Source organism: Haemophilus sp. HMSC071C11 (assembly GCF_001837655.1).
GTDB classification, from domain to species: domain Bacteria; phylum Pseudomonadota; class Gammaproteobacteria; order Enterobacterales; family Pasteurellaceae; genus Haemophilus; species Haemophilus influenzae.
Window position 1 is genome coordinate 24,186 of the sequence record NZ_KV833398.1, and the last position, 21,660, is coordinate 45,845.

General features: G+C 37.0%; 23 protein-coding genes. 8 read left to right on the forward strand and 15 right to left on the reverse strand.

Features of this window, described 5'->3' with window-relative positions:
• Positions 1 to 76: 76 nt before the first annotated feature.
• The 3 genes from HMPREF2644_RS00505 to HMPREF2644_RS00515 form a co-directional block, all read right to left on the reverse strand.
• Positions 77 to 1,069: an amidohydrolase family protein gene (locus HMPREF2644_RS00505; protein ID WP_005648312.1), complete on the reverse strand. Its 993-nt coding sequence runs from the start codon at positions 1,067 to 1,069 to the stop codon at positions 77 to 79.
• Positions 1,070 to 1,266: 197 nt separating this feature from the next.
• A complete protein-coding gene (locus HMPREF2644_RS00510) occupies positions 1,267 to 3,024 on the reverse strand; it encodes a DUF3413 domain-containing protein (RefSeq protein WP_011272240.1) in 1,758 nt (585 codons plus the stop codon).
• A 1-nt stretch (position 3,025) separates the two neighbouring features.
• On the reverse strand, positions 3,026 to 3,244 hold the full coding sequence (locus HMPREF2644_RS00515; RefSeq protein WP_005625990.1) for a YejL family protein: 219 nt from the start codon (positions 3,242 to 3,244) through the stop codon (positions 3,026 to 3,028).
• A 125-nt stretch (positions 3,245 to 3,369) separates the two neighbouring features.
• Between HMPREF2644_RS00515 and yejK the strand changes: the two genes are divergently transcribed.
• From yejK to HMPREF2644_RS00530, 3 genes are all read left to right on the forward strand, one after another.
• Positions 3,370 to 4,386, forward strand: a complete 1,017-nt coding sequence (yejK, locus tag HMPREF2644_RS00520) for a nucleoid-associated protein YejK (RefSeq protein ID WP_070828152.1) — start codon at positions 3,370 to 3,372, stop codon at positions 4,384 to 4,386.
• Positions 4,387 to 4,451: 65 nt separating this feature from the next.
• Positions 4,452 to 4,865 (forward strand): outer membrane protein assembly factor BamE, encoded by a 414-nt coding sequence (gene bamE, locus HMPREF2644_RS00525; RefSeq protein WP_011272238.1) that lies wholly within the window; start codon positions 4,452 to 4,454, stop codon positions 4,863 to 4,865.
• 53 nt (positions 4,866 to 4,918) lie between these two features.
• Positions 4,919 to 5,602: a response regulator gene (locus tag HMPREF2644_RS00530; protein WP_011272237.1), complete on the forward strand. Its 684-nt coding sequence runs from the start codon at positions 4,919 to 4,921 to the stop codon at positions 5,600 to 5,602.
• 265 nt (positions 5,603 to 5,867) lie between these two features.
• On the opposite strand, the gene epmA is transcribed toward HMPREF2644_RS00530, so the two are convergent.
• Positions 5,868 to 6,839 carry an elongation factor P--(R)-beta-lysine ligase gene (epmA, locus tag HMPREF2644_RS00535; RefSeq protein ID WP_005648321.1) on the reverse strand — a complete coding sequence of 324 codons (972 nt, stop codon included), beginning with the start codon at positions 6,837 to 6,839 and terminating at the stop codon, positions 5,868 to 5,870.
• 210 nt (positions 6,840 to 7,049) lie between these two features.
• Here epmA and frdA point away from each other — a divergent pair, with 210 nt between their 5' ends.
• The 4 genes from frdA to frdD are packed head-to-tail and all read left to right on the forward strand — an operon-like array spanning position 7,050 to position 10,390.
• Positions 7,050 to 8,849 carry a fumarate reductase (quinol) flavoprotein subunit gene (gene frdA, locus HMPREF2644_RS00540; RefSeq protein ID WP_070828153.1) on the forward strand — a complete coding sequence of 600 codons (1,800 nt, stop codon included), beginning with the start codon at positions 7,050 to 7,052 and terminating at the stop codon, positions 8,847 to 8,849.
• The gene (locus HMPREF2644_RS00545; RefSeq protein ID WP_005639269.1) at positions 8,842 to 9,612 is read left to right on the forward strand and encodes a succinate dehydrogenase/fumarate reductase iron-sulfur subunit; all 771 of its coding nucleotides are present in this window, start codon (positions 8,842 to 8,844) and stop codon (positions 9,610 to 9,612) included. Before frdA ends, HMPREF2644_RS00545 begins: the two co-directional genes overlap by 8 nt.
• Positions 9,613 to 9,622: 10 nt before the next feature.
• Positions 9,623 to 10,033, forward strand: coding sequence for a fumarate reductase subunit FrdC (gene frdC, locus HMPREF2644_RS00550; protein WP_005652451.1), 411 nt, complete (start codon positions 9,623 to 9,625; stop codon positions 10,031 to 10,033).
• A 12-nt stretch (positions 10,034 to 10,045) separates the two neighbouring features.
• On the forward strand, positions 10,046 to 10,390 hold the full coding sequence (gene frdD / locus HMPREF2644_RS00555; RefSeq protein WP_005648338.1) for a fumarate reductase subunit FrdD: 345 nt from the start codon (positions 10,046 to 10,048) through the stop codon (positions 10,388 to 10,390).
• A 132-nt stretch (positions 10,391 to 10,522) separates the two neighbouring features.
• Here frdD and mtgA read toward each other — a convergent pair whose 3' ends face one another.
• The 11 genes from mtgA to HMPREF2644_RS00610 all read right to left on the reverse strand — a co-directional run bounded on the left by mtgA (position 10,523) and on the right by HMPREF2644_RS00610 (position 20,361).
• Positions 10,523 to 11,263, reverse strand: a complete 741-nt coding sequence (gene mtgA, locus HMPREF2644_RS00560; protein WP_038440336.1) for a monofunctional biosynthetic peptidoglycan transglycosylase — start codon at positions 11,261 to 11,263, stop codon at positions 10,523 to 10,525.
• Entirely contained in the window at positions 11,250 to 11,555 is a 306-nt protein-coding gene (gene trpR / locus HMPREF2644_RS00565; protein ID WP_005629736.1) for a trp operon repressor, read from the reverse strand. The genes mtgA and trpR overlap by 14 nt, the downstream gene beginning before the upstream one ends.
• Before the next feature lie 37 nt (positions 11,556 to 11,592).
• Positions 11,593 to 13,374, reverse strand: coding sequence for a transglycosylase SLT domain-containing protein (locus tag HMPREF2644_RS00570; protein WP_038440337.1), 1,782 nt, complete (start codon positions 13,372 to 13,374; stop codon positions 11,593 to 11,595).
• A 15-nt stretch (positions 13,375 to 13,389) separates the two neighbouring features.
• A complete protein-coding gene (locus HMPREF2644_RS00575; RefSeq protein ID WP_005648344.1) occupies positions 13,390 to 13,686 on the reverse strand; it encodes a YciI family protein in 297 nt (98 codons plus the stop codon).
• A gap of 16 nt (positions 13,687 to 13,702) precedes the next feature.
• A complete protein-coding gene (yciA, locus tag HMPREF2644_RS00580; protein WP_005652441.1) occupies positions 13,703 to 14,167 on the reverse strand; it encodes an acyl-CoA thioester hydrolase YciA in 465 nt (154 codons plus the stop codon).
• The gene (locus HMPREF2644_RS00585; RefSeq protein WP_005652439.1) at positions 14,167 to 14,724 is read right to left on the reverse strand and encodes a septation protein A; all 558 of its coding nucleotides are present in this window, start codon (positions 14,722 to 14,724) and stop codon (positions 14,167 to 14,169) included. Before HMPREF2644_RS00585 ends, yciA begins: the two co-directional genes overlap by 1 nt.
• 5 nt (positions 14,725 to 14,729) lie before the next feature.
• A complete protein-coding gene (locus HMPREF2644_RS00590) occupies positions 14,730 to 15,464 on the reverse strand; it encodes a hypothetical protein (RefSeq protein WP_005652437.1) in 735 nt (244 codons plus the stop codon).
• 145 nt (positions 15,465 to 15,609) lie between these two features.
• Positions 15,610 to 16,620, reverse strand: coding sequence for a galactose/methyl galactoside ABC transporter permease MglC (gene mglC, locus HMPREF2644_RS00595; protein ID WP_005663072.1), 1,011 nt, complete (start codon positions 16,618 to 16,620; stop codon positions 15,610 to 15,612).
• Positions 16,621 to 16,636: 16 nt separating this feature from the next.
• Positions 16,637 to 18,157 (reverse strand): galactose/methyl galactoside ABC transporter ATP-binding protein MglA, encoded by a 1,521-nt coding sequence (gene mglA / locus HMPREF2644_RS00600; protein ID WP_005652432.1) that lies wholly within the window; start codon positions 18,155 to 18,157, stop codon positions 16,637 to 16,639.
• A gap of 65 nt (positions 18,158 to 18,222) precedes the next feature.
• Positions 18,223 to 19,218, reverse strand: coding sequence for a galactose/glucose ABC transporter substrate-binding protein MglB (mglB, locus tag HMPREF2644_RS00605; RefSeq protein ID WP_005663075.1), 996 nt, complete (start codon positions 19,216 to 19,218; stop codon positions 18,223 to 18,225).
• Positions 19,219 to 19,362: 144 nt separating this feature from the next.
• On the reverse strand, positions 19,363 to 20,361 hold the full coding sequence (locus HMPREF2644_RS00610) for a substrate-binding domain-containing protein (protein ID WP_005652428.1): 999 nt from the start codon (positions 20,359 to 20,361) through the stop codon (positions 19,363 to 19,365).
• Between the two features lie 207 nt (positions 20,362 to 20,568).
• Here HMPREF2644_RS00610 and galT point away from each other — a divergent pair, with 207 nt between their 5' ends.
• Positions 20,569 to 21,618 (forward strand): galactose-1-phosphate uridylyltransferase, encoded by a 1,050-nt coding sequence (galT, locus tag HMPREF2644_RS00615; RefSeq protein ID WP_005666161.1) that lies wholly within the window; start codon positions 20,569 to 20,571, stop codon positions 21,616 to 21,618.
• Positions 21,619 to 21,660 lie beyond the last annotated feature (42 nt).

The window sequence follows — 21,660 nt, forward strand, 5'->3', positions numbered from 1 at the left end:
TTCTTTCACTTTTACGCGTTTTTCTGGGTTTTAAAATAGTTATGGTAACTAGCTGGCTTAAACCCACCATACGCAACTAAATTAGCTCTAGTCCTAACACTTTACGACCGTTAATACTTGCGATATTGACCATTTCATCTAAGTGAGGGAAACGGCAACCCGCAGCTAATAGGCTTAATTCTTGCCATAAATCGCCTTCACATAGAGGAACCATGTAATCACAAATATTATCTGTGCCTAGGGCAACAGTGATACCTTCGGGAATCATTTCATCTGCTGGCGTGAGTGCATTATGGAATGGCATAAGATCTTCTTTGCGATTACTGTCAATCCATGCCATAGGACAGGCTATCATCATCATTTTGGCTTTACGCATTTTTTCGTAAAGTTTGTAGCGATATTCTTTTGAATGTGAGCCAATGGAAATACCATGGATACCTACAACTCGCCCCTCCATTCCGTGTTCAATGGTTTTGTCGCAAAGTTGCTCGGTTTCTTTTTCACTTGGATTGTTGAATTGGTCTACATGTACATGACACATAATTCCAAGAGATTTGGCCTTATCTAACAAGATATCCATCGCTTCTAAGCCACGTCCATAATCCAATTCATCACGATATGGTAAGCCGCCAATCATATCTACCATTTCTGCACCAATATCAAACCATTTACGCGCAGTGGGTTCTATTACCCCTTTTAAAGTTTGATTGGCAAATTTTAAAATAATGTCATGTTTATACACTTCGCGGGCTTTGTGTGCGGCAATAATTGCACGATCTTCACAAATTGGGTCTATATCGACAAAAGTACCAAATGCGGTTACACCTTGGGATATCATTAATTCAATAGATTGGCAAAAACGTGCGTAATAATCATCAACACTGGAAGTGCGTTTTACTTCATCCACTAAATCCCATTTTTGTTGCAAATTACTACTATGATAAATCCCAATTTTCTCTGGCGTCATCGTAAAAGCGCGGTCAGCATGAGCATGGGCATTTACCCACCCGCCTTTTTTGATAATTTCATCGCGAATATAGGTTTTAAAACTACGAACATGGCTTTTCATACAAACTCCGTAAAAAAGAAAGGATAAAAAGACGAGAATGTATATTAATTGAAAGGTACTGTAAGTACGGCGAGAAGCATTATGATAATGTTATGAAAAACTCACGGATTTTCATTAATAACATTTTTCAGTCTTAAACTGAGGCGTGAGTATAAAGACTTAAGGGCAAAAAATCCATTCTTTTGTGCACTTATAGATTATTTTTCAAAGAAGAAATTTTGTAATTGGAAGGCTTCTAAAAAAATTCCAAGTGGCGGTCTGTCTGAAGATTGCTCAATATAATCTTTATCGAATTTTTTGTAATTCCCTTTGCGATCAATGTGATATTGTGTTCCATCAGGTTGAATCACCACATTCCAGCGGAAATTCGAGGCAAGTACCCAGTCATCTCCTTTAAGATCAAAGAGATTGCGTCCCTGACTATAATCCATCAACGGGTTTTCTACACGGAATACTGTCTGCATTAATGCAGAGAAAATATCCGCATGATTACTTAATCCATTCTGTTTACCTACTGGTAAATCTTTCCAATATACAAGCAATGGCACTTGAATTTCATCACGCCCAAAGTAGTTTTCTCGCTCTTTTTGATTCATTTCATTAAAGGTTAAACCATGCTCTGACGTGATTATGACTAATGTATTTTCAAGCGGTGTACTTTCTAACGCTTTTGTTAAAAGAGAATCAATGTCTTGCAAAGTGCGGTCATAATCTGATGGGTTTTTAGCATCCAAGGCTAAATCCAAATAAGCAAACCAAGGTGAGTCAGTTTTTTGTGCTTTAATAAAATCATTGAGATTTTTTACCGCACTTTCATTATTTGGTTTGTTGGTTTTATTCGATGAAAGTTTTATTTCACGAAATAATGCTTGGCGGAAGATGCTATCTTTGAAATTCGTAGCAGAAAATAAACCCAATTGATAATTTTCAGCACGTAATTTTTCGATTAAAACAGATTGGGTATGATTGCTTAAAATGCTATCGGTGTAATTTGCATTTAGCCCGTAAAATAACCCAATTAAGCCTGCGTTATTACTATTGCCTGTGCTGTAATGATTAGTAAATTCCGTTGAGCTTGTTGCAAATTTAGCAAGTTTTGGCATCTTTTCATTAGAAATCGCATCATGGCGTAAACCCGAAACCGTTACGAGCAGAATATTAGGTTTGTGCGTAATTGGTGCATAAGTGAGTTCTTTTTTCGGATAATCAATTTTTAAGGCATCTAAACGACCTTCTTGCGCCAATTTTTGCGTATATTCTTCCCCATCCAAGAAACCGTGTTTTTCTAAAAAAGAACGAGCTGTCATTGGATAAGATAAAGGGAAATTAGAGCGTTGCATAGTGATCGGACGATACAAATAAGCATCTGCCCAAGCATAAATTAAATGCGTCGCGATGAATGTTGTGGTTAAGAATATACCAGTGCCTTTTAGCCATTTTTGGCGTTCAAGACTACGTAATTTTTCCCAACTCCAGCGAGAAAATAACATTTGTGCCAGTAAAATTATTGGCATTGGTGCAAAGAAAATTTGCCAATCGCGTGACATTTCACCATTTTCTGGATTGACCAGCAAATTCCATACAACAGAGGATAAATGCAGATTAAAACGATTGAAAACGGCGGTATCAAATAATAATAAGGTTGTGCAAATGGTGGAAAAAATTACGGTTAATCCGCGAAAAGTGCGGTGATTTTTAACAATAAAACTCAGTGGAAAGACCACGAGTAAGTACAACGCAAAAACGTTGAAACTGAAATGCCCGAGCAAACTCACAAAGAAATAAAGTTTTCCTGCGAGAGTATCTGGCCAGTCAATGATAAAGGCATAACGTGCGCCAATAAGAATAGCAACAATGATATTAAAAAAGGCAAACCAATGGCCCCACGAAATTTTTCGTGAAACGTCATCGCGGTATTGTTTGCCGCTGAAGGTGCCTTTTTTAATCCATTTCATATTAACGTGTTTTTACCGCATTAATTAAGGAATTCGAAAATGCTTGAGCTAATGCCTCACGTTGAGTTTGTGGCACGCTGGTGGTTAATAAATTACTTGCCATGTTACCCAATGCGATTAAGGATAGATCTACAGGGGCTTTATGTTTTTCTAATACTGCGATCATATCGTTTACAATCGCACTTAATTGAGCATCAGAATATTTAGAATGTTGAGCCATAATGTTAAAAATAAAAAAAATTTGGCTTATGATACCCGATTATTTGGTAGAACCTAAATAATTTCTTTTTTCTTGCTGAAAAAGTGCGGTTATAATTTGCGGCAAATTTTTCAAAGGTGACAAAAATGAGTATTACCGTTAATCAAATTGTTTTGCATCAGTTAGTCAAAAATGTGGATGGCGACAGTATAAAAATGGAAAGCGTATTACGCGACGAGTTGCTGTCCATTACACCAGAAATAGAACAAATGATGTTGCAATTGCATCAAGGCTATCAAAATAAAGCGAAGGCTTTTGGCGTGTTTCAGGAAAAGTCTATATTTGCACAACATTTAAATCGTTTATTAGAGCAAGAAATTGAGTTTTTGGGTTTTAGTCAATATTCAACAAAATTGCTTGCAGATGAGCTAGGTAAATATAACTTTGCGGAAAGTGGCACCTTAATTTTATGTCAATATAATTTCTTAGCGACAGATTATTTGTTTATTGCATTGCTTGATAGTCGTCATAGTATGCTGGTCGATGAGCATTTAGATATTCACCGTACAGAATATTTGGATATTACTCAGTTTGATATTGCGGCACGGATAAATTTGACGGATTTGCAAGTAAACGCGAACTCTAATCGTTATTTAACCTTTATAAAAGGTCGTGTAGGTCGCAAAATTAGTGATTTTTTTATGGATTTTTTAGGTGCCGAAGAAGGATTAAATCCACAAGTTCAAAATCAATGTTTATTGCAAGCTGTGAGTGATTACTGCGATCAAGGCGAACTCAACAAAGAGCAAACTCAAGCGGTAAAAAAACAAGTGTTTGAATATTGTAAAGGTCAGCTTTCAAATGGTAACAATATTGAATTAAGGGAACTTTCTGATTCATTACCCACTCTAAACGAACAGCCTTTTGTCGTCTTTACGGAAGAACAGAATTATGGTTTGGAAGAGAGTATTCCACCAATACGTTCAACATTGAAATCGCTAACAAAATTCTCTGGGTCAGGAAAGGGCGTTACCCTAAGTTTTGATGCGGAATTATTGAATACACGTATTCAATGGGATCCTATGACAGATACCCTAACCATCAAAGGCTTACCACCAAATTTAAAAGATCAATTACAAAAGGCTTTACAATCAGAGAATTAATTTGGAAATACACCCAATTTTGGATATTATTTGACAGAACTTTTGCACAAATTAAGGTAAAGAAAATGCAAGTTAAAACACTTTTAGGCGCAACCTTTTTAGCATTAAGCCTCGCTTCTTGTTCCACCGTTGAAAAAGTTGTATATCGAATTGATGTACCGCAAGGCAACTATTTAGAGGCGACTACCGTTGCGCAAGTTAAAGAAGGCATGACTTCTCAACAAGTACAATATTTGTTGGGAACACCAATATTAATCGACCCTTATAATAACTACACTTGGTACTACGTATTCTTACAACAACGTGCCTATGAAACGCCAGTTCAACATACTTTCACAGTAAAATTTGATCAACGTGGGATTGTGACAGAAACCCATCTTGATAAACCTTTACCACAGGTTTCACAACAAGGCGAAAATAACACCATTATTGAAACAGGTGAGAAACCAAAATCAAGCTGGTGGAAATTCTGGAAATAATCTTTTTATTTTCACCGCACTACAATAAGAATAATTGGTAAAAGGAATCTCCAATGTCAAAACTCTTACTCGTTGATGATGATATTGAATTAACTGAACTACTTTCTACACTTTTAGAACTTGAGGGTTTTGACGTTGAAACTGCAAATAATGGATTAGAAGCATTACAAAAACTCAATGAAAGCTATAAACTGGTTTTACTTGATGTAATGATGCCAAAGTTAAATGGTATCGAAACATTAAAAGAAATTCGTAAAGTCTCTAACGTGCCAGTGATGATGCTAACAGCAAGAGGCGAAGACATTGATCGCGTATTAGGCTTAGAATTGGGAGCGGATGATTGTTTACCCAAGCCTTTTAACGATCGTGAGCTTATTGCAAGAATTAAGGCGATTTTGCGTCGTAGTGTATCTCCTTCAAATAATACCGCAAATGTAGAAATCCTTTCTTTTGACGGAATTACTCTCCACTTTTCTCACGGAATTGCAACCTATAATGAAGAAAATCTAAATTTAACGGATTATGAATTTAAGATTCTTTGTTTATTGCTTAAATCTAAGGGAAATGTGGTAAGTCGAGAAGAATTAAGTTTAGAAGTGATGGAAAAACCACTCACTCCATTTGACCGTTCTCTTGATATGCACATCTCTAATTTAAGACGCAAATTACCAGAACGAAAAAACAAGCCCTCTTGGTTTAAAACTTTACGCGGAAAAGGATACGCTTTAGTCACCTAATTTTTATGAAATTAGGTTATTTTTTCAATTTAAATCAACTCACTATCCAAACATTTCTTATGTTTTGGTTTTCTTTTTTTCATAATGATGAGCCTTGTGATCACTGTACCTAATTTCGATCTCAGAATTTATTCCCCCATTAAAAGAAGCGAATATTGTTAATTATCAAAAAGAAATATTAGGCGGGCTATCAATGAATATAAAATTGCCATTATGGATCACCCATTAAATAAAAATGATAACAATTTTTACCGCACTTTTACCTTTAAGCATTGTCCACAGCAAAAGAAATGACGTCATTAATTTTTTCACAATCTAAAGCGATCATCATTAAACGATCTATTCCTAATGCGACACCTGAAGCATCTGGCATACCCGCTTCTAAGGCAGCAAGAAAGCGTTCATCAATTTCTCGAGTAGGCAATTCACATTTTTGTCTTTGTTGATTATCTAATTCAAAGCGATGACGTTGTTCTTGCGCATCGGCAAGTTCGTGAAAACCATTGGCTAATTCTAAACCTTTATAATAGAACTCAAAGCGTTCTGCTACCCGCTGATCTTCTGGGCTTACTTGTGCTAGAGCTGCTTGTGTTGAAGGGAAATGATACACGGCAATAGGTCGTTCTTTTCCAATTTGAGGCTCAACGACTTCACTAAATAAAAACTGTAATAACGTATCGCGATCTTCATTATCTTCAGCCATAAAATTATGTTTACGTGCTGCTTCAATTAATTCTGAACGTTCTGCTGACAAGGGATCTAAGCCTACATATTCTTGGAAAACAAATTGGTAGCTTAAACTTTCTGCAGGTGGACAATCTAAAATTTGTTGGAGCAAATCATCTACTTCATTAATTAAACGATGCATATGAAAGTGCGGTCGATACCATTCCAACATAGTAAATTCTGGATTATGGCGATTTCCAGCTTCTTCATTGCGAAACACTTTACTGATTTGGAATATCGGCCCACTCCCTGCTGCAAGCAAGCGTTTCATATGATATTCAGGGCTTGTAGAAAGCCAAAGTGTTTTGGATTGTTCACCGAAAGGCGCAAGAAATTCCGTGCTAAAGGTGGAGAGATGTAAATCAGTGACGCCAAATTCACTTAGAACAGGGGTCTCTACTTCAAGCAAACCGCGTTCTGTAAAAAATTGACGAATTTCAGCAATAATTTTTGCCCGTTTAAGAAGATTTTTTATATCGGCAGAAGGTTGCCAATGATTAAGTGCGGTCATTTTTAATCCTGTTTTAAAAATTTTGCACATTGTAAACGAGAGCTACTCTCAACTCAATCTTAGCTTTTTTGAGGTAGATCACAAAATACGATCTTTTCCATCTTTAGACATAAAAAACGTTATTAATTTGTAACAAAAAATGGCACAATGCCCACACAATATTACCCTTTTAGGGGATTTATTTTTACTTTCTATTGATTGGAGGATATCGTGCAAACAGTTAATGTCGATATTGCGATTGTTGGTGCTGGTGGCGGTGGTTTACGTGCAGCGATTGCCGCAGCAGAAGCAAATCCTAACTTAAAAATTGCATTAGTTTCTAAAGTATACCCGATGCGTAGCCATACTGTAGCAGCAGAAGGTGGTGCAGCGGCAGTTATCAAAGAAGAAGATTCTTACGATAAACACTTCCAAGATACCGTTGCTGGTGGGGACTGGCTTTGTGAGCAAGATGTAGTGGAATATTTCGTGCAACATTCCCCTGTAGAAATGACTCAATTAGAACGTTGGGGATGTCCTTGGAGCCGTAAAGCTGATGGCGATGTAAACGTACGCCGTTTCGGTGGAATGAAAATTGAGCGCACTTGGTTCGCTGCAGATAAAACAGGTTTCCACTTATTACACACGCTTTTCCAAACTTCTATTCAATATCCACAAATCCAACGTTTTGATGAACACTTCGTATTAGATATTCTTGTTGATGATGGCCATGCTCGTGGTATGGTTGCAATGAACATGATGGAAGGTTCGCTTGTTCAAATTAATGCCAATGCGGTTGTTATTGCAACTGGTGGTGGTTGTCGTGCATTTAAATTTAATACCAATGGCGGCATTGTAACAGGTGACGGCTTATCTATGGCATATCGTCACGGTGTACCACTTCGTGATATGGAGTTTGTTCAATATCATCCAACAGGCTTACCTAATACGGGTATTTTAATGACCGAAGGTTGTCGTGGCGAAGGCGGTATCTTAGTGAATAAAGATGGCTATCGCTATCTTCAAGATTACGGTCTAGGTCCTGAAACGCCAATTGGCAAACCGCAAAATAAATATATGGAACTTGGCCCTCGTGATAAGGTTTCTCAAGCATTCTGGCAAGAATGGAAAAAAGGTAATACCTTAAAAACTGCGAAAGGCGTAGATGTGGTGCATTTAGATTTACGTCATCTTGGTGAAAAATATTTACATGAGCGTCTGCCATTCATTTGTGAATTAGCAAGTGCTTATGAAGGTGTAAATCCAGTAAATGAACCAATTCCAGTTCGTCCAGTTGTTCACTACACCATGGGCGGTATTGAAGTCGATTTCAATAGCGAAACACGTATCCAAGGTTTATTTGCTGTAGGAGAATGCGCATCTTCAGGTTTACATGGTGCAAATCGTTTAGGATCTAACTCTTTAGCTGAACTTGTTGTGTTAGGTCGCGTTGCAGGGGAATATGCGGCACAACGTGCAGTTGAAGCTCAATCGGTAAATCAAAGTGCGGTTGATGCTCAAGCAAAAGATGTTGTTGCTCGCCTAGAAGCTCTTCACAAACAAGAAGGTAATGAATCTTGGTCTGAAATCCGTGATGAAATGGGTACCGTGATGGAAGAAGGCTGTGGTATTTACCGTGACCAAGCAAGTATGCAAAAAGCAGTAGATAAAATTGCAGAGTTAAAAGAACGTTACAAACGTATTCGCGTATCAGATAATTCAAGCGTGTTCAATACAGATGTACTTTACACCGTTGAGTTGGGTTACATTCTAGATGTTGCACAATCTATTGCAAATTCAGCGATTGAACGTAAAGAATCTCGTGGTGCTCACCAACGCTTAGATTACACAGAACGTGACGATGTCAATTATTTAAAACACACACTTGCTTTCTACAATGAGAATGGTGCGCCGCGCATTGAATACAGTCCGGTGAAAATTACTAAATCTCAACCTGCAAAACGTGTTTACGGTGCGGAAGCAGAAGCTCAAGAAGCAGCTGCGAAAGCTAAGGAGCAAGCAAATGGCTAATTCACCAGTAATGAATGTTGAAGTATTACGCTACAATCCTGAAATCGATCAAGAGCCACATTTAAGCACCTATCAAGTACCTTATGATAATCAAACTTCATTGCTTGATGCGTTAGGCTATATTAAGGATAAACTTGAACCATCTCTTTCTTATCGTTGGTCTTGCCGTATGGCGATCTGCGGTTCTTGCGGGATGATGGTAAATAACAAACCAAAATTGGCTTGTAAAACGTTCTTACGTGATTACAGCGGCCATATGCGTATTGAGCCGTTAGCAAACTTCCCAATTGAACGTGACTTAGTGGTTGATTTAAGCCACTTTATCGAAAGTTTAGAGGCAATTAAGCCTTATATTATTGGTAACGAAGCACCAGCATTAGATGGTAAACCACATCCATCGAAAGAATTGCAAGTTAGCCGTACTAAACAAACGCCAGCACAGCTTGAGAAATATCGTCAATTCTCAATGTGTATCAACTGTGGTTTATGCTATGCCGCTTGCCCTCAATTTGGTTTAAATCCTGAATTCTTAGGCCCTGCAGCTATTACGATGGCTCACCGTTATAATCTTGATAACCGTGACCATGGTAAAGCAAAACGTATGTCATTATTAAATGGTAAAAACGGGGTTTGGAGTTGTACTTTCGTTGGCTATTGCTCAGAAGTTTGTCCAAAACATGTGGATCCTGCTTCTGCAATTAACCAAGGCAAAGTGGAAAGTGCCAAAGATTATGTTATCTCTATGCTAAAACCAAAAGGCTAAGGGGGAAGGAATGTCAGTAACAGTGAGTAAACGTAAAAAATATGTTCGTCCAATGACAGCGACTTGGTGGCAAAAATTGGACTTCTACAAAGCTTATATGCTACGTGAAGCGACTTCAGTCTTTGCTGTATGGTTTTGTATTGTATTGCTTTATGGTGTTCTTTGCCTTGCAAGCAATCCAATGCCAGGCTTAGGCATCTTGAGCTTTATTGAGTTTTTAAGAAACCCTATTGTAGTGTTCTTAAATATTATTACGCTTATCGCAACGCTTTATCATACGGTGACATATTTCTTAATGACACCAAAAGTGATGAATATCATTGTGAAAAATGAACGCTTACCACACACAGTTGTAAGAAATGCACTTTGGGCGGTAACCGCATTAGTTAGCGTGATTGCGTTAGTTTTAGTTTATATTTAAGGGAGAGAAAAAATGGTTGATCAAAATCCAAAACGCTCCGGCGAACCGCCAGTATGGTTAATGTTCGGTGCGGGCGGCACAGTGAGTGCAATTTTCCTTCCTGTCGTTATTCTAATCATCGGTTTGTTATTACCATTTGGTTTAGTCGATGTGCATAATTTAATTACTTTTGCTTATTCTTGGATTGGTAAATTAGTTATTTTAGTGCTTACTATTTTCCCAATGTGGTGTGGTTTACACCGTATTCATCACGGTATGCACGATCTTAAAGTGCATGTGCCAGCTGGTGGATTTATCTTTTATGGTTTAGCCACAATTTATACCGTTTGGGTATTATTTGCGGTAATAAACCTGTAATAAAAATGTTATAAATAAAAAAACGAGTCTTAGATTCGTTTTTTTATTTTGTGTATTAAGTAAATATTTTTTATTTTGTGTATTAAGTAAATATTTTTAGTTTGTTGTACTTTAGAAATTCGATTGCATTTTTTATAAATCGCTCAAGTATTCAGTGCCTAAATTTCCCATTTGTCTCAAAATCCAAGCTTGTTTTTTACGAACTAATAAGCTTGGCTTATTTACTTTATAAATGATTGGATTGGGCAACACAGCAGCTAAAAGTGCGGCTTCATTTTGAGATAAATTTTTAGCTGATTTTTTAAAGTAATAGCGACTTGCCGCTTCCACACCAAAAATGCCGTTTCCAAATTCCGCAATATTTAAATACACTTCTAAAATACGTTTTTTCGACCAAGTCAGCTCAAGCAACATAGTCGCTGGAACTTCTAAACCTTTTCGTAGCCAATTTTGTCCGTGCCAAAGCATTAAGTTTTTAGCAGTTTGCTGGGAAATAGTTGATGCCCCTCGGATTCCTTTGTTAGATTTTTCGTTATACCGAATTGCTCGTTGGATAGCCTCAAAATCAAAGCCTAAATGTTCAGGAAAACGCTGATCTTCTGATGAAATCACAGCTAATTGAATGTTTGGAGAGATATTTTCTAGGCTGACCCAGTTATATTGGATTTGATATCGAAAATCACCTTGTAAAAGATTAGCGATTTTTTGTTGTACCATATAAGCGGAAAATGGAATAGGTACAAAGCGAAAAATCAGCAACAAAGCAAAAACGGCGAAAAAAAAACAAAAGACAACTCGCTGCCAGTTTTTTTTCCACCATTTAGGACTAAATAAGTGAGAAAGTGCGGTAAAAATTCGCTTAGTTTTTTTCAATGAGATCAAGATGTTGTTTCATCCATTGCATAAAATCAGGATCCATCGTTTTAATCATATTGGAACCTCGAGTGATTGTGGCGGCACTTGTATTCAGATTTTGTTGAATTTCACGCTGAGGCATATTTTTATCAATCAGCTGAGAGACAATCTGCAAGCGTAATCCTACAGCATCTCGTTCGTCTGCAGTTAATAATAAAGTTAGAAATTCCTGCGCTTTATTTTCTTCAAAGGCGATTTTTAGCATTTGAAGAAATGCATTCCATTGTTCTAAATTACGGCTGATATACATAATTACGCTCCCATTTTACACTATTAAACTAGTGCATTTAGTATAGCCGATTCAATTCTTCTTGGCTAAAGATTTGTGGGTTTTCTTTATTTTGCAAAATTTGATAGTAAAAATCATAAGCGACTACATTTTGCACATAACCACGAGTTTCATAAAAAGGAATAGATGCAACAAATTCATCTAATGCTAATTTTCCACTCGCACGACTTAACCATTTTTCTACTCGATTTGCCCCTGCATTATAAGCGGCTGCAATCAATATTCGATTATTAGGATATTTTCCATTGAGTTCATTAAGATGTGCGGTACCTAGCAAAATATTATTCAATGGTTTGAATAAATCTTGTTCGCCTTGATAAGGTAGTTGATTATTCTCTGCAGTCAATTTTGCCGTACTTGGCAAAAGCTGCATTAAGCCTCGAGCATTTGCTGAAGATTGTGCCATTGGATTCCAAGCACTTTCTTGACGAGCGATTGCCATAGCAAAAGTTTTGCTGATATTCAAATTCTGTAATGCAGCATTGAAGTATTCAGAATAAGCATTTGGCAGACGAAGAGACAGGTAATCCCACGCTTTTGCCACAATAGAAGCATCAACAGCTAATTCAAACCATTGCTGATTTTTGGCATATTCAGAAAGTTTTAGCTGAGTTGTAAAATCAACATTATCAAGTAAAATTCGCCAACGTTGTTTTGCTAAACCATTTCGTCCAAGTTCTCTTAATTCTGTAATCATTGCAAAAACTTGCTTAAAAGGAAGTTGTCCAGCTTGAGTAAAACTTGGCACAATAGGGACATTCAGTTGATATGCTTGTTTTAATTGTGTAGCCGCTAACATTGGATAAAAGCCACGCTCTTTTGAAAGTGCGGTCAGTTTTTTGGTATTTTTTAATATATCTTGTTTAGCTTCCCAATAACGCCATTCTTGCTTACTTTTTGATTCGGCAGAAAGCAAATTTAGCCAAGAGGTTAATTCAGTTTTTTGCCAAATAGCCATTCGTAAACGGCGTTCGGTTAAATTATCAGTCTGTAATTGTCGGATTTGTTCATCACGCCATTTTTGAAAATCAGCGTTTTCATTATCAAAAAAACGATTTAAAAAGGCGATTTTCCACTGTTTGATTTCATCTTCTGAGAGAAGCCAAGTATTTGCCCATTTTTGATAGGATTCAAAACTTAGGTTATTCATTTGTTCAGGTAGCGTTTTAAGATAACGTGGGAAAGCATCAATTAATACGGTTTTATCTAAAGTGTTAGGATCACTTTTTCTTACAATTTCAGCAAGTTGTTTAGGATTTTCTAATTGATTTTGTTCTTTTTGAACCCTGTTATTTTCTCTAGCATTATCTGAAGTTGCTGATGTTTGTTGTTCGTTTAACGTGGATAGTTTTTGTAATAAGGCTTGAAATGCTGGTGTCACAAAAGGGTAATTTTGTTGCACTAACGCATTGAGTTCATTTATTGCTTGTTGTTTTCCTTGAATATCATCATTCTGCAAAAAGGCGATTTTTGTCTCCCAAAATCGAGCAAGCAGATCATATTGCAAAGGGTAGCCTTGCAATGAGTCTATTAAGGTTTTTGTGATATTTTGAGTCGCTTCAGAAAATTGCTGTTTTTTTACCGCACTTTTTAGCAAACCTTCAACTTGCAAAAAGACTTCACGTTGTTTTAGACGTTTTAAGTAGTCTTGATGCTGTATTGACGCCCAGTTTTGTTTCTCTTGCTCAAGATTGATTGATGCTGTTGCCGTATTAGGAAAATCGGCAAAAGCAGAAAGTGCGGTAAAAATACAGAGAGAAATTAAGGCGACTTTTTTCATATTACGTTATTTAAATTAAAAGACTTTTTTAAACGGCTTTACAATAACATCCGCATATACACCAGCCTCTACATAAGGATCTTGTGCTGCCCAGTCTTTTGCCGCTTGTAGATTTTCAAATTGAGCAATAACGGTTGAACCTGTAAAACCAGCTTCACTCGGATTTTCATCATCAATTGCAGGATTTGGGCCTGCTGTCAGTAAGCGATTTTCCGCTTGAAGTTGTTTTAAACGAGCCAAGTGTTGCTCGCGTACGGCAAGACGCTTTTCTAACGTATTGGGAATATCTTGGGCAAAAATGACATAGTACATAATGATTTCCTTTTATTTACAAGGGTTGTTCTGAAATTAAGGCTAATGCTTTTTCTAACTCTTGGTTATTTTCACGGGGAATCGTGCGAGAGCGACCATTATTATCAACTGCAACAAAAGTAAATACCGCATCGGTGACACAATAACGTTCACCAATTGGCTCACTCGCCACTTTTTTTACCCATACTTCTACTTTAATTTTAATGGAAGAACGCCCAACTTTGAGACATTCACCGTAGCAACAAACAACATCGCCCACAGAGATTGGTTTGATAAAATTCATACTTTCAACGGCAACAGTAACCACGCGTCCGTGTGCGATTTCTTTCGCTAAAATCGCGCCGCCCATATCCATTTGAGACATAATCCAGCCACCAAAAATATCTCCGTTAGCATTGGTGTCAGAAGGCATCGCCAAAGTTCGTAGTAAAAGAACTCCTTTTGATTGGCGACCATTTTTATCAGTAAAATTGGCAGACATTATTTCTCTCCGTCTTTTGAATTTGAGCCATCTTTAGGCAAATAACGATAAATATAAACTCCCGAAATAATGGTTGCAATCACTGTCATACCAATAATTCCAAAAGATTTGAAATCAACCCAAGCTTCTTCCGACATATTATGGCTGATATAAATATTCACCAACATGCAAATAATAAAGAATAATGCCCAGCCAAGGTTAAGTGTATTCCAAGCCTTTTCGGGCAGTTGTAGCTCTTTACCAAGTAACTTTTTGATTAATGGGGTTTTAAATTGAAATTGTGCGACGAGCAAAACAATAGCAAATAAGCCATTGATAATTGTCACTTTCCATTGCAAATAGCGGATTTCATTAAAGTAAGCGGTTAAAAGTCCAAAAAAAACGACCGCACTTGCCATAATTTTTTGTTGTTTTTCAACCATTCCGTATTTCCATTTTAAAATCACGATCTGCAAAATTGTTGCAACCACTAATACGATGGCTGCTTCACGTACACCACCGAGTTTGTAAGTGATAAAAAATAAAATTAAAGGGATAAAGTCAAGGAGTTGTTTCATATTGATTAATCCTTCATAAATAAGCTGTAGAAACGATAAGTCACTACTAGCATGAAAATATTAAGTAATGCGGTGAAAATGCCTATTACCATATCAAATATAGCATTATTGGAAAATGCGCTTAATTGGAAAATAAGAATTGGCACGAAAAAATAAACCAGTAGGGTGTAAATAAACAATACGCCTTTTCGAGTATTTCCTCGCATCCAAATTTTTCGGATAGTTTGCGAAAGTGCCTCTTGAGTAGAAAGATAATGTACTACCGTTAAATTTAAACGGACAAAGAACCAAACGCCAACAAGCATCGCGATAAGTGACATAATAGAGGGCGATTTTTTTGTGAGTAATGCAGCAAAGGCTTCACCAAGACCAAGTAACATTGGTGCAACCATTAATAGATCTAACACAATTACGCCTGCAAAACGGCGCAAGGTAAGTGAGAAGGTTTCACCTAAAGTGCGATAATTTTGTAGGCTAATTTTATGGATTGAGGTTAATCCCCAAGCTGCAATAAAGCTCGTTAAAATTTGAGTGATTGCAACTGAAAATATAAAACTTGTGATATCTGTATTGGCGAGATTTAATACATCATTTTTATTTTCATCATTAACTGAAAAACTTAAAAGTGCACTCGCGCTTTGCACAATAAATAAAATTGCGACAAATTGCAGCATAATTTTTTTCTGATTACGGAAGAAATTCCAACTGTCTTGCAATACTTGTGTAAAGTTAATTAGCATTTTTTTCTCTCTATGAAAATGGTGGCGCAATTATACAGGGTTTGCCGATTATTGCATAAATATCCTTAATTCAGAATTGAATAGATAAAACAAAAGTGGACAAATTTGCCCACTTTTCATTCATTTTATTAAGATTGCGTCAGCTTTATTTTTTCTTCGCATATTTTAACGAGTCAATGGCTACCGCTAGAATGATAATGCTACCTTTAATGATGTATTGCCAGTAAGGGTTTACACCGATGTAAGTTAAACCGTAGTTGATAACAGTAAAGATAATAACCCCAGTGATAACACCAATTACTGTACCTACCCCACCAGCAAAAGATACGCCACCCACTACGCAAGCGGCGATAGCATCTAATTCATACATAAAACCTAAGTTGTTAGTTGCAGAACCGATACGACCCGCTTCAAGCATACCACCAAAGGCATAGAACATACCTGCAATCATATAGATTGCAACTAAGTTACGAGCAACATTCACGCCTGAAACTTTAGCTGCTTCTGGGTTACCCCCAATAGCAAATACGTTTTTACCGAAACGAGTTTTGTTCCACATAATCCATACTAATAATGCTGCAATAGCTGCATAAATCGTGATGTAAGAGAGTTTAAAGCTGCCGACTCGGAAGAATCCTTGAGCAAATGTTGAGAAATTTTCACTAAAACCTGCGATTGGAGAACCACCTACAGCATCATAGTATAGTGAGTTGAAACCATATATGATGATCATTGTACCCATGGTTGCGATGAATGGAGTTACATTTAAGTAAGCGATAACTAAACCATTCACTAAACCAATTACTGCACCGATAGCACAAACTGCGAGAATAACCACTGGAATTGGTATTTGTCCCATTTCAGGGAACACGCGGTTAATATTTTCCATTGATTGCAACATTGTTGCAGAGATAACTGCAGACAAACCAACTTGACGACCTGCAGATAAGTCAGTCCCTTGTGTAATCAATAAACCCGCAACCCCTAAAGCAATAATTAAACGTACAGAAGATTGGGTTAAGATGTTACTGAAATTGACTAAATTTAAGAATGTCGGATCTTGTGCAATGATGATGCCGAGCAAAATCAATAACACAAAATAAATCGCATTTTGTTTTAAGAGATCAAAGGATTTGTTTTTTTCTAAGGCACTCATAATTCATTCCTTATGTTTATAAATATTTTGCCGCGAGTTGCAAAATTTCTTCTTGCGATGTTTTTGCGCTTTCAACGATACCTGCTAATTTACCGTTACTCATTACTAAAATGCGATCAGTCACACCCAGTAATTCTGGCATTTCTGATGAAATCATAATAATGCCTTTATCTTTTTTAGCGAGTTCTTGAATAAGTTGGTAAATTTCAAATTTTGCCCCAATATCGATACCACGAGTCGGCTCATCTAGCATCAAAATTTCAGGTTGAGTTAAAAGCCAACGACCAATAATGACTTTTTGTTGGTTACCACCAGAAAGAGAACCAATTGTAGTTCTGTGTGATGGTGTTTTAACATTCATTGAATCAATTACCCACTGGGTATCACTTTTCATCTTCTTCGTGCTAAGTAATTTCCACGGAGTGAGATAAGATTTCATATTTGAAATCAATGAATTAAACTCAATACTTAAATTAGAATAAATCCCCGTTGAACGACGCTCTTCAGTAACCAATGCAAAGCCATTATTAATCGCTTCAAGTGCGGTATGATTTTTCACAGTTTTTCCGTGTAACTTAATCGTTCCTTCGATTAATTCACGTACGCCAAAAATAGCTTCAACGATATCGGTACGTTTAGCCCCCACAAGTCCTGCAATACCGAGAATTTCACCTTTGCGTAATTCAAAAGATACGTCTTGAATGGATGGTTGATTTTTAGCGGTAAGATTTTCCACCTGCAAAATAACTTCTTTTGGCACGTTGGTTTTTTCAGGGAAACGCTGTGTTAATTCACGCCCTACCATCATTCCAACAATTTGTTCCATTGTGGATTCTTTCACGTTTACCGTGTTGATCCATTTACCGTCGCGTAAAATAGTAATTTCATCACAGATCTTGAAGATTTCATCCATTTTGTGAGAAATATAAATAATGCCGCAACCGCGTTGTTTTAATTTGTCGATAATTTTAAACAGATGCTCAACTTCTTTTTCAGAAAGCGAGGATGTTGGTTCATCCATGATTACGATTTTAGCGTTATACGAGAACGCCTTCGCAATTTCGATCATCTGCATTTGAGAAACTGAAAGTTTGGCGACTTTTTCTTTCGGATCTACATCAATATCCAATTCATCAAAAATCGCTTTAGTATCACGGTACATTTTGGCGTGATCAACAAAAGGACCTTTAAGTGGATAGCGTCCAAGCCATAAATTATCCATTACGCTAGTTTGGCGCACGAGATTGAGTTCTTGGTGCACCATTGAAATACCATTTTCAAGGGCTTCTTTAGATGTTTTGAAATTGACGGGTTCGCCTAAGAAAAGAATTTCGCCTTCATCTTTGGCATAAATACCGAATAAACATTTTAGTAATGTAGATTTGCCCGCGCCATTCTCACCCATTAAGGCATGAACAGAATGTGATCGAACCGTTAAGTTTGCGTTATCTAAGGCTTTTACGCCCGGAAAGGACTTGCAGACATTGGTCATTGTGAGCAGCACTTGGCTGTCTTGACATTGAGTTTGAGCTGTCATATCCAACCTCTTTAAAAAGGGGAAGATCCACTTCCCCTTAGACTACAACAAAAATTGATGGAAAATTATTTTAAAAAGTCACCTAAGTTGTCTTTATCCACACCAACATAAGGAATGCGTACAACACGGTCTTTTAATTCCCATTTTGTGCCTTCAGTTGCAGATTTACCTTGTGCTAAATTGTTAGATAATTGAACAACTGCTTTACCTTGGTTTACACTATCGTTTAATACTGTACCCGCAAGTTCGCCTTTACTAATCAATTGTAATGCTTCTGGTAACGCATCCACACCAAAGATAGGTAATTTTTTACCGTGCGCTTTTGTTGCTTCTAACGCACCTAATGCCATACCATCGTTGTTAGAAATAATGACTTCAATGTCGTTCGCTTTAGAGCTAGATAACCAAGCATCTACTTTATCTTTCGCCATTGCAGCATCCCACATACCAGTATCAATAAATAATTGTTCAGTTTGGATACCTTTCGCATTAAGTTCTTCTACAACATATTTTGTACGCACTTCCGCATCTGGATGACCAGGTTCGCCTTTTAATAATACAAATTGGATTTTGCCATCTTTATTTAAGTCAAGAGCTGGATTCGCTTTCCATTGTTTTGCAATTAAATCCCCTTGAATTAAGCCTGATTCTTTTGGATCAGTACCTACATAGTAAGCCTGTTCATAAGAACCGATAGCTTTTGCACCAGGGTCTTTGTTAAAGAATACGACAGGAATATTATCTGATTTTGCCTTGCCAATAATAGTTGGAGCTGCCGCTGGGTCCACCAAGTTAATCGCAAGTGCTTTCACGCCTTTAGAGAGTAAGATATCAACTTGGTCATTTTGAATAGATTGTGCATTTTGAGAGTCATTCATTAAGAGTTTAATGCCACCGACTACTTTAGCTTCTTTATCAATTTCTTTGCGCATTAAAGACATAAAGTTATCATCATATTTATAAATCGTTACCCCAATACGATTATCTGCAGCAAAACTTGCAGATGCTGAACCTAATGCAATAGCGAAAGCGACGGTACTTAACACGGCTGTTTTTTTCATAATAACACTCCTATTTGGAAGGTTGATGTGGATAGATAAGGTTGTGTACATCATAAATAAATTATCGTAATTAATCTATGAGCAAATTTGCAAAAATGAAAATGATTACATAAAAAATTATGAATTTGTGATCCATGTCACAAATTAGCGCGATTCCACCGAAAAACGGCGTACCAAAGTAGGGTTAAATTGAACTACTGGAGGTGTAATTATTTTCTCGTCAGTTAGACTTAATGCTAATTTAGCCGCATAAGTTGCCATTAAATCAATAGGATAGCGAATTGTGGTTAGTTTTGGGATCAAATAACGGGCAATCGGCATATCATCAAAACCAATAATTGAAAATTGGCTTGGTACGCTGATATTGTTTTCATTGAGAACTGAAATGGCTCCCGCCGCCATTGAATCGTTATAAGCAACGACAGCCGTAAGATTTTTGTTATAACTAAGTAAATCAATCATTGCTTTTTCGCCGCCTTCAAAGTCTGGACTATTGAGTGTTATCGCCTGTTCAATGATGGGATAATTGTGATCTTTTAATGCGGCAAGATAACCATTTCTTCTTTCAACTTCATCAAAAATGGCGTGATTTGAACCGATATATGCAATATGTTGATGCCCATAACGAATAAGCATTTCCGTGGCTAAATAAGTGCCTTTTTGGTTATCTAAACTGACACAACGATGTTCATAACCTTTAATAACACGGTTAATGATTACCATTCCTTGCACAGTATTTAAATAATGGCTTAATTCATCATCAGATAAGGCTTTAGAATGTACAACAAGAGAACTACAACGCTTACGTAATAAGGTATTAATTGCTTCCCGCTCTTTTTCCGCATGATGATAACCAATACCGATAAGAATCGTTTTTTGATGCGCTTCTGCTACTTTATCCACCGCTTTCACTAAAATCGCAAAAAAAGCATCCGTCACATCGGTTACCACCACGCCAATTGTATCGGTGTTCTGCACGGCAAGGGCTTGAGCATTTGCATTAGGTTGATAAGCTAACTGTGCAATAGCTTGTTCCACCGCAAGGCGTGTATTTTCACTAACAGAAAGAGAGTGATTTAATACTCGGGATACGGTAGCGACAGATACATTGGCTAATTTAGCGACATCTCGAATAGTACTCATAACTTTTTCCTTGTTATAATCTATAAATCTTATATTTTGATCATAAATAATTTACGATAAATTGAAAACGGTTACTTTCATAAGTATGAACTAAATCATAAAAAATTTTGCTTATTTTCTTATTTTGTGACAAAGATCACGGTTTATTTACAATAATTTAGTATAAATTAATGTAATCGCTTACATTGATAAAAAACAGGAGTCAAAATGACCGCACTTTTTGAACCTACAGAACATCCACATCGTCGCTACAATCCGTTAATCGATCAATGGGTTTTAGTTTCGCCACATCGTGCCAAACGCCCGTGGCAAGGGCAACAGGAAAAAGTCAATGAAGAACAAAAACCAAGTTATGATCCAACTTGTTATCTTTGTCCGAGTAATAAGCGTATTACAGGGGAATTAAATCCAGATTATCGTAAACCTTATGTATTTAAAAATGATTTTTCCGCGCTTTTAGAAGATACGCCAGCCCCTGAAAAATCCTCCGATCCTCTTTTCCAAAGTTCTCAAGCTCGTGGGGAAAGTCGAGTCATTTGTTTCTCTCCCGATCATAGTAAAACATTGCCATTATTGACCGCACTTGAGATTGAAGAAGTGATTAAAGTATGGCAGGAACAACTTCGTGAACTTGGTGCGAAATACCAATGGGTGCAAATTTTTGAAAACAAAGGGGCTGCAATGGGGTGTTCTAACCCTCATCCGCATGGTCAAATTTGGGCAAATAGTTTCTTGCCAAATGAAGTTGCTCGTGAAGATCGTACACAACGTGATTATTTGCTAAAACATGGCTCAGTAATGTTGGTTGATTATGTAAAACGAGAATTGGCGTTGAAAGAACGTATTGTCGTTGAAACTGAACATTGGGTCGCTTTAGTACCTTATTGGGCTATTTGGCCATTTGAAACATTGCTTCTACCAAAAACTCATGTAAAACGTTTAACTGAATTAAGTGACGAACAATCAAAAGATCTTGCGGTTATTTTGAAAAAATTGACGACCAAATACGACAATCTCTTTGAAACCTCTTTCCCATATTCAATGGGATTTCATGCGGCACCGTTTAATGGCGAAGATAACGAACATTGGCAGCTACATGCTCATTTTTACCCTCCTCTTTTGCGTTCAGCAACTGTGCGTAAATTTATGGTGGGGTATGAAATGTTAGGCGAAAACCAACGCGATTTAACGGCAGAACAGGCAGCGGAGCGATTACGTGCTTTGAGTGAAGTTCATTATAAAGAAAGAACTAAATAATATAGTCAGTTCCCCTCTTTAGCTTTAGCAAAGAGTGGTGCA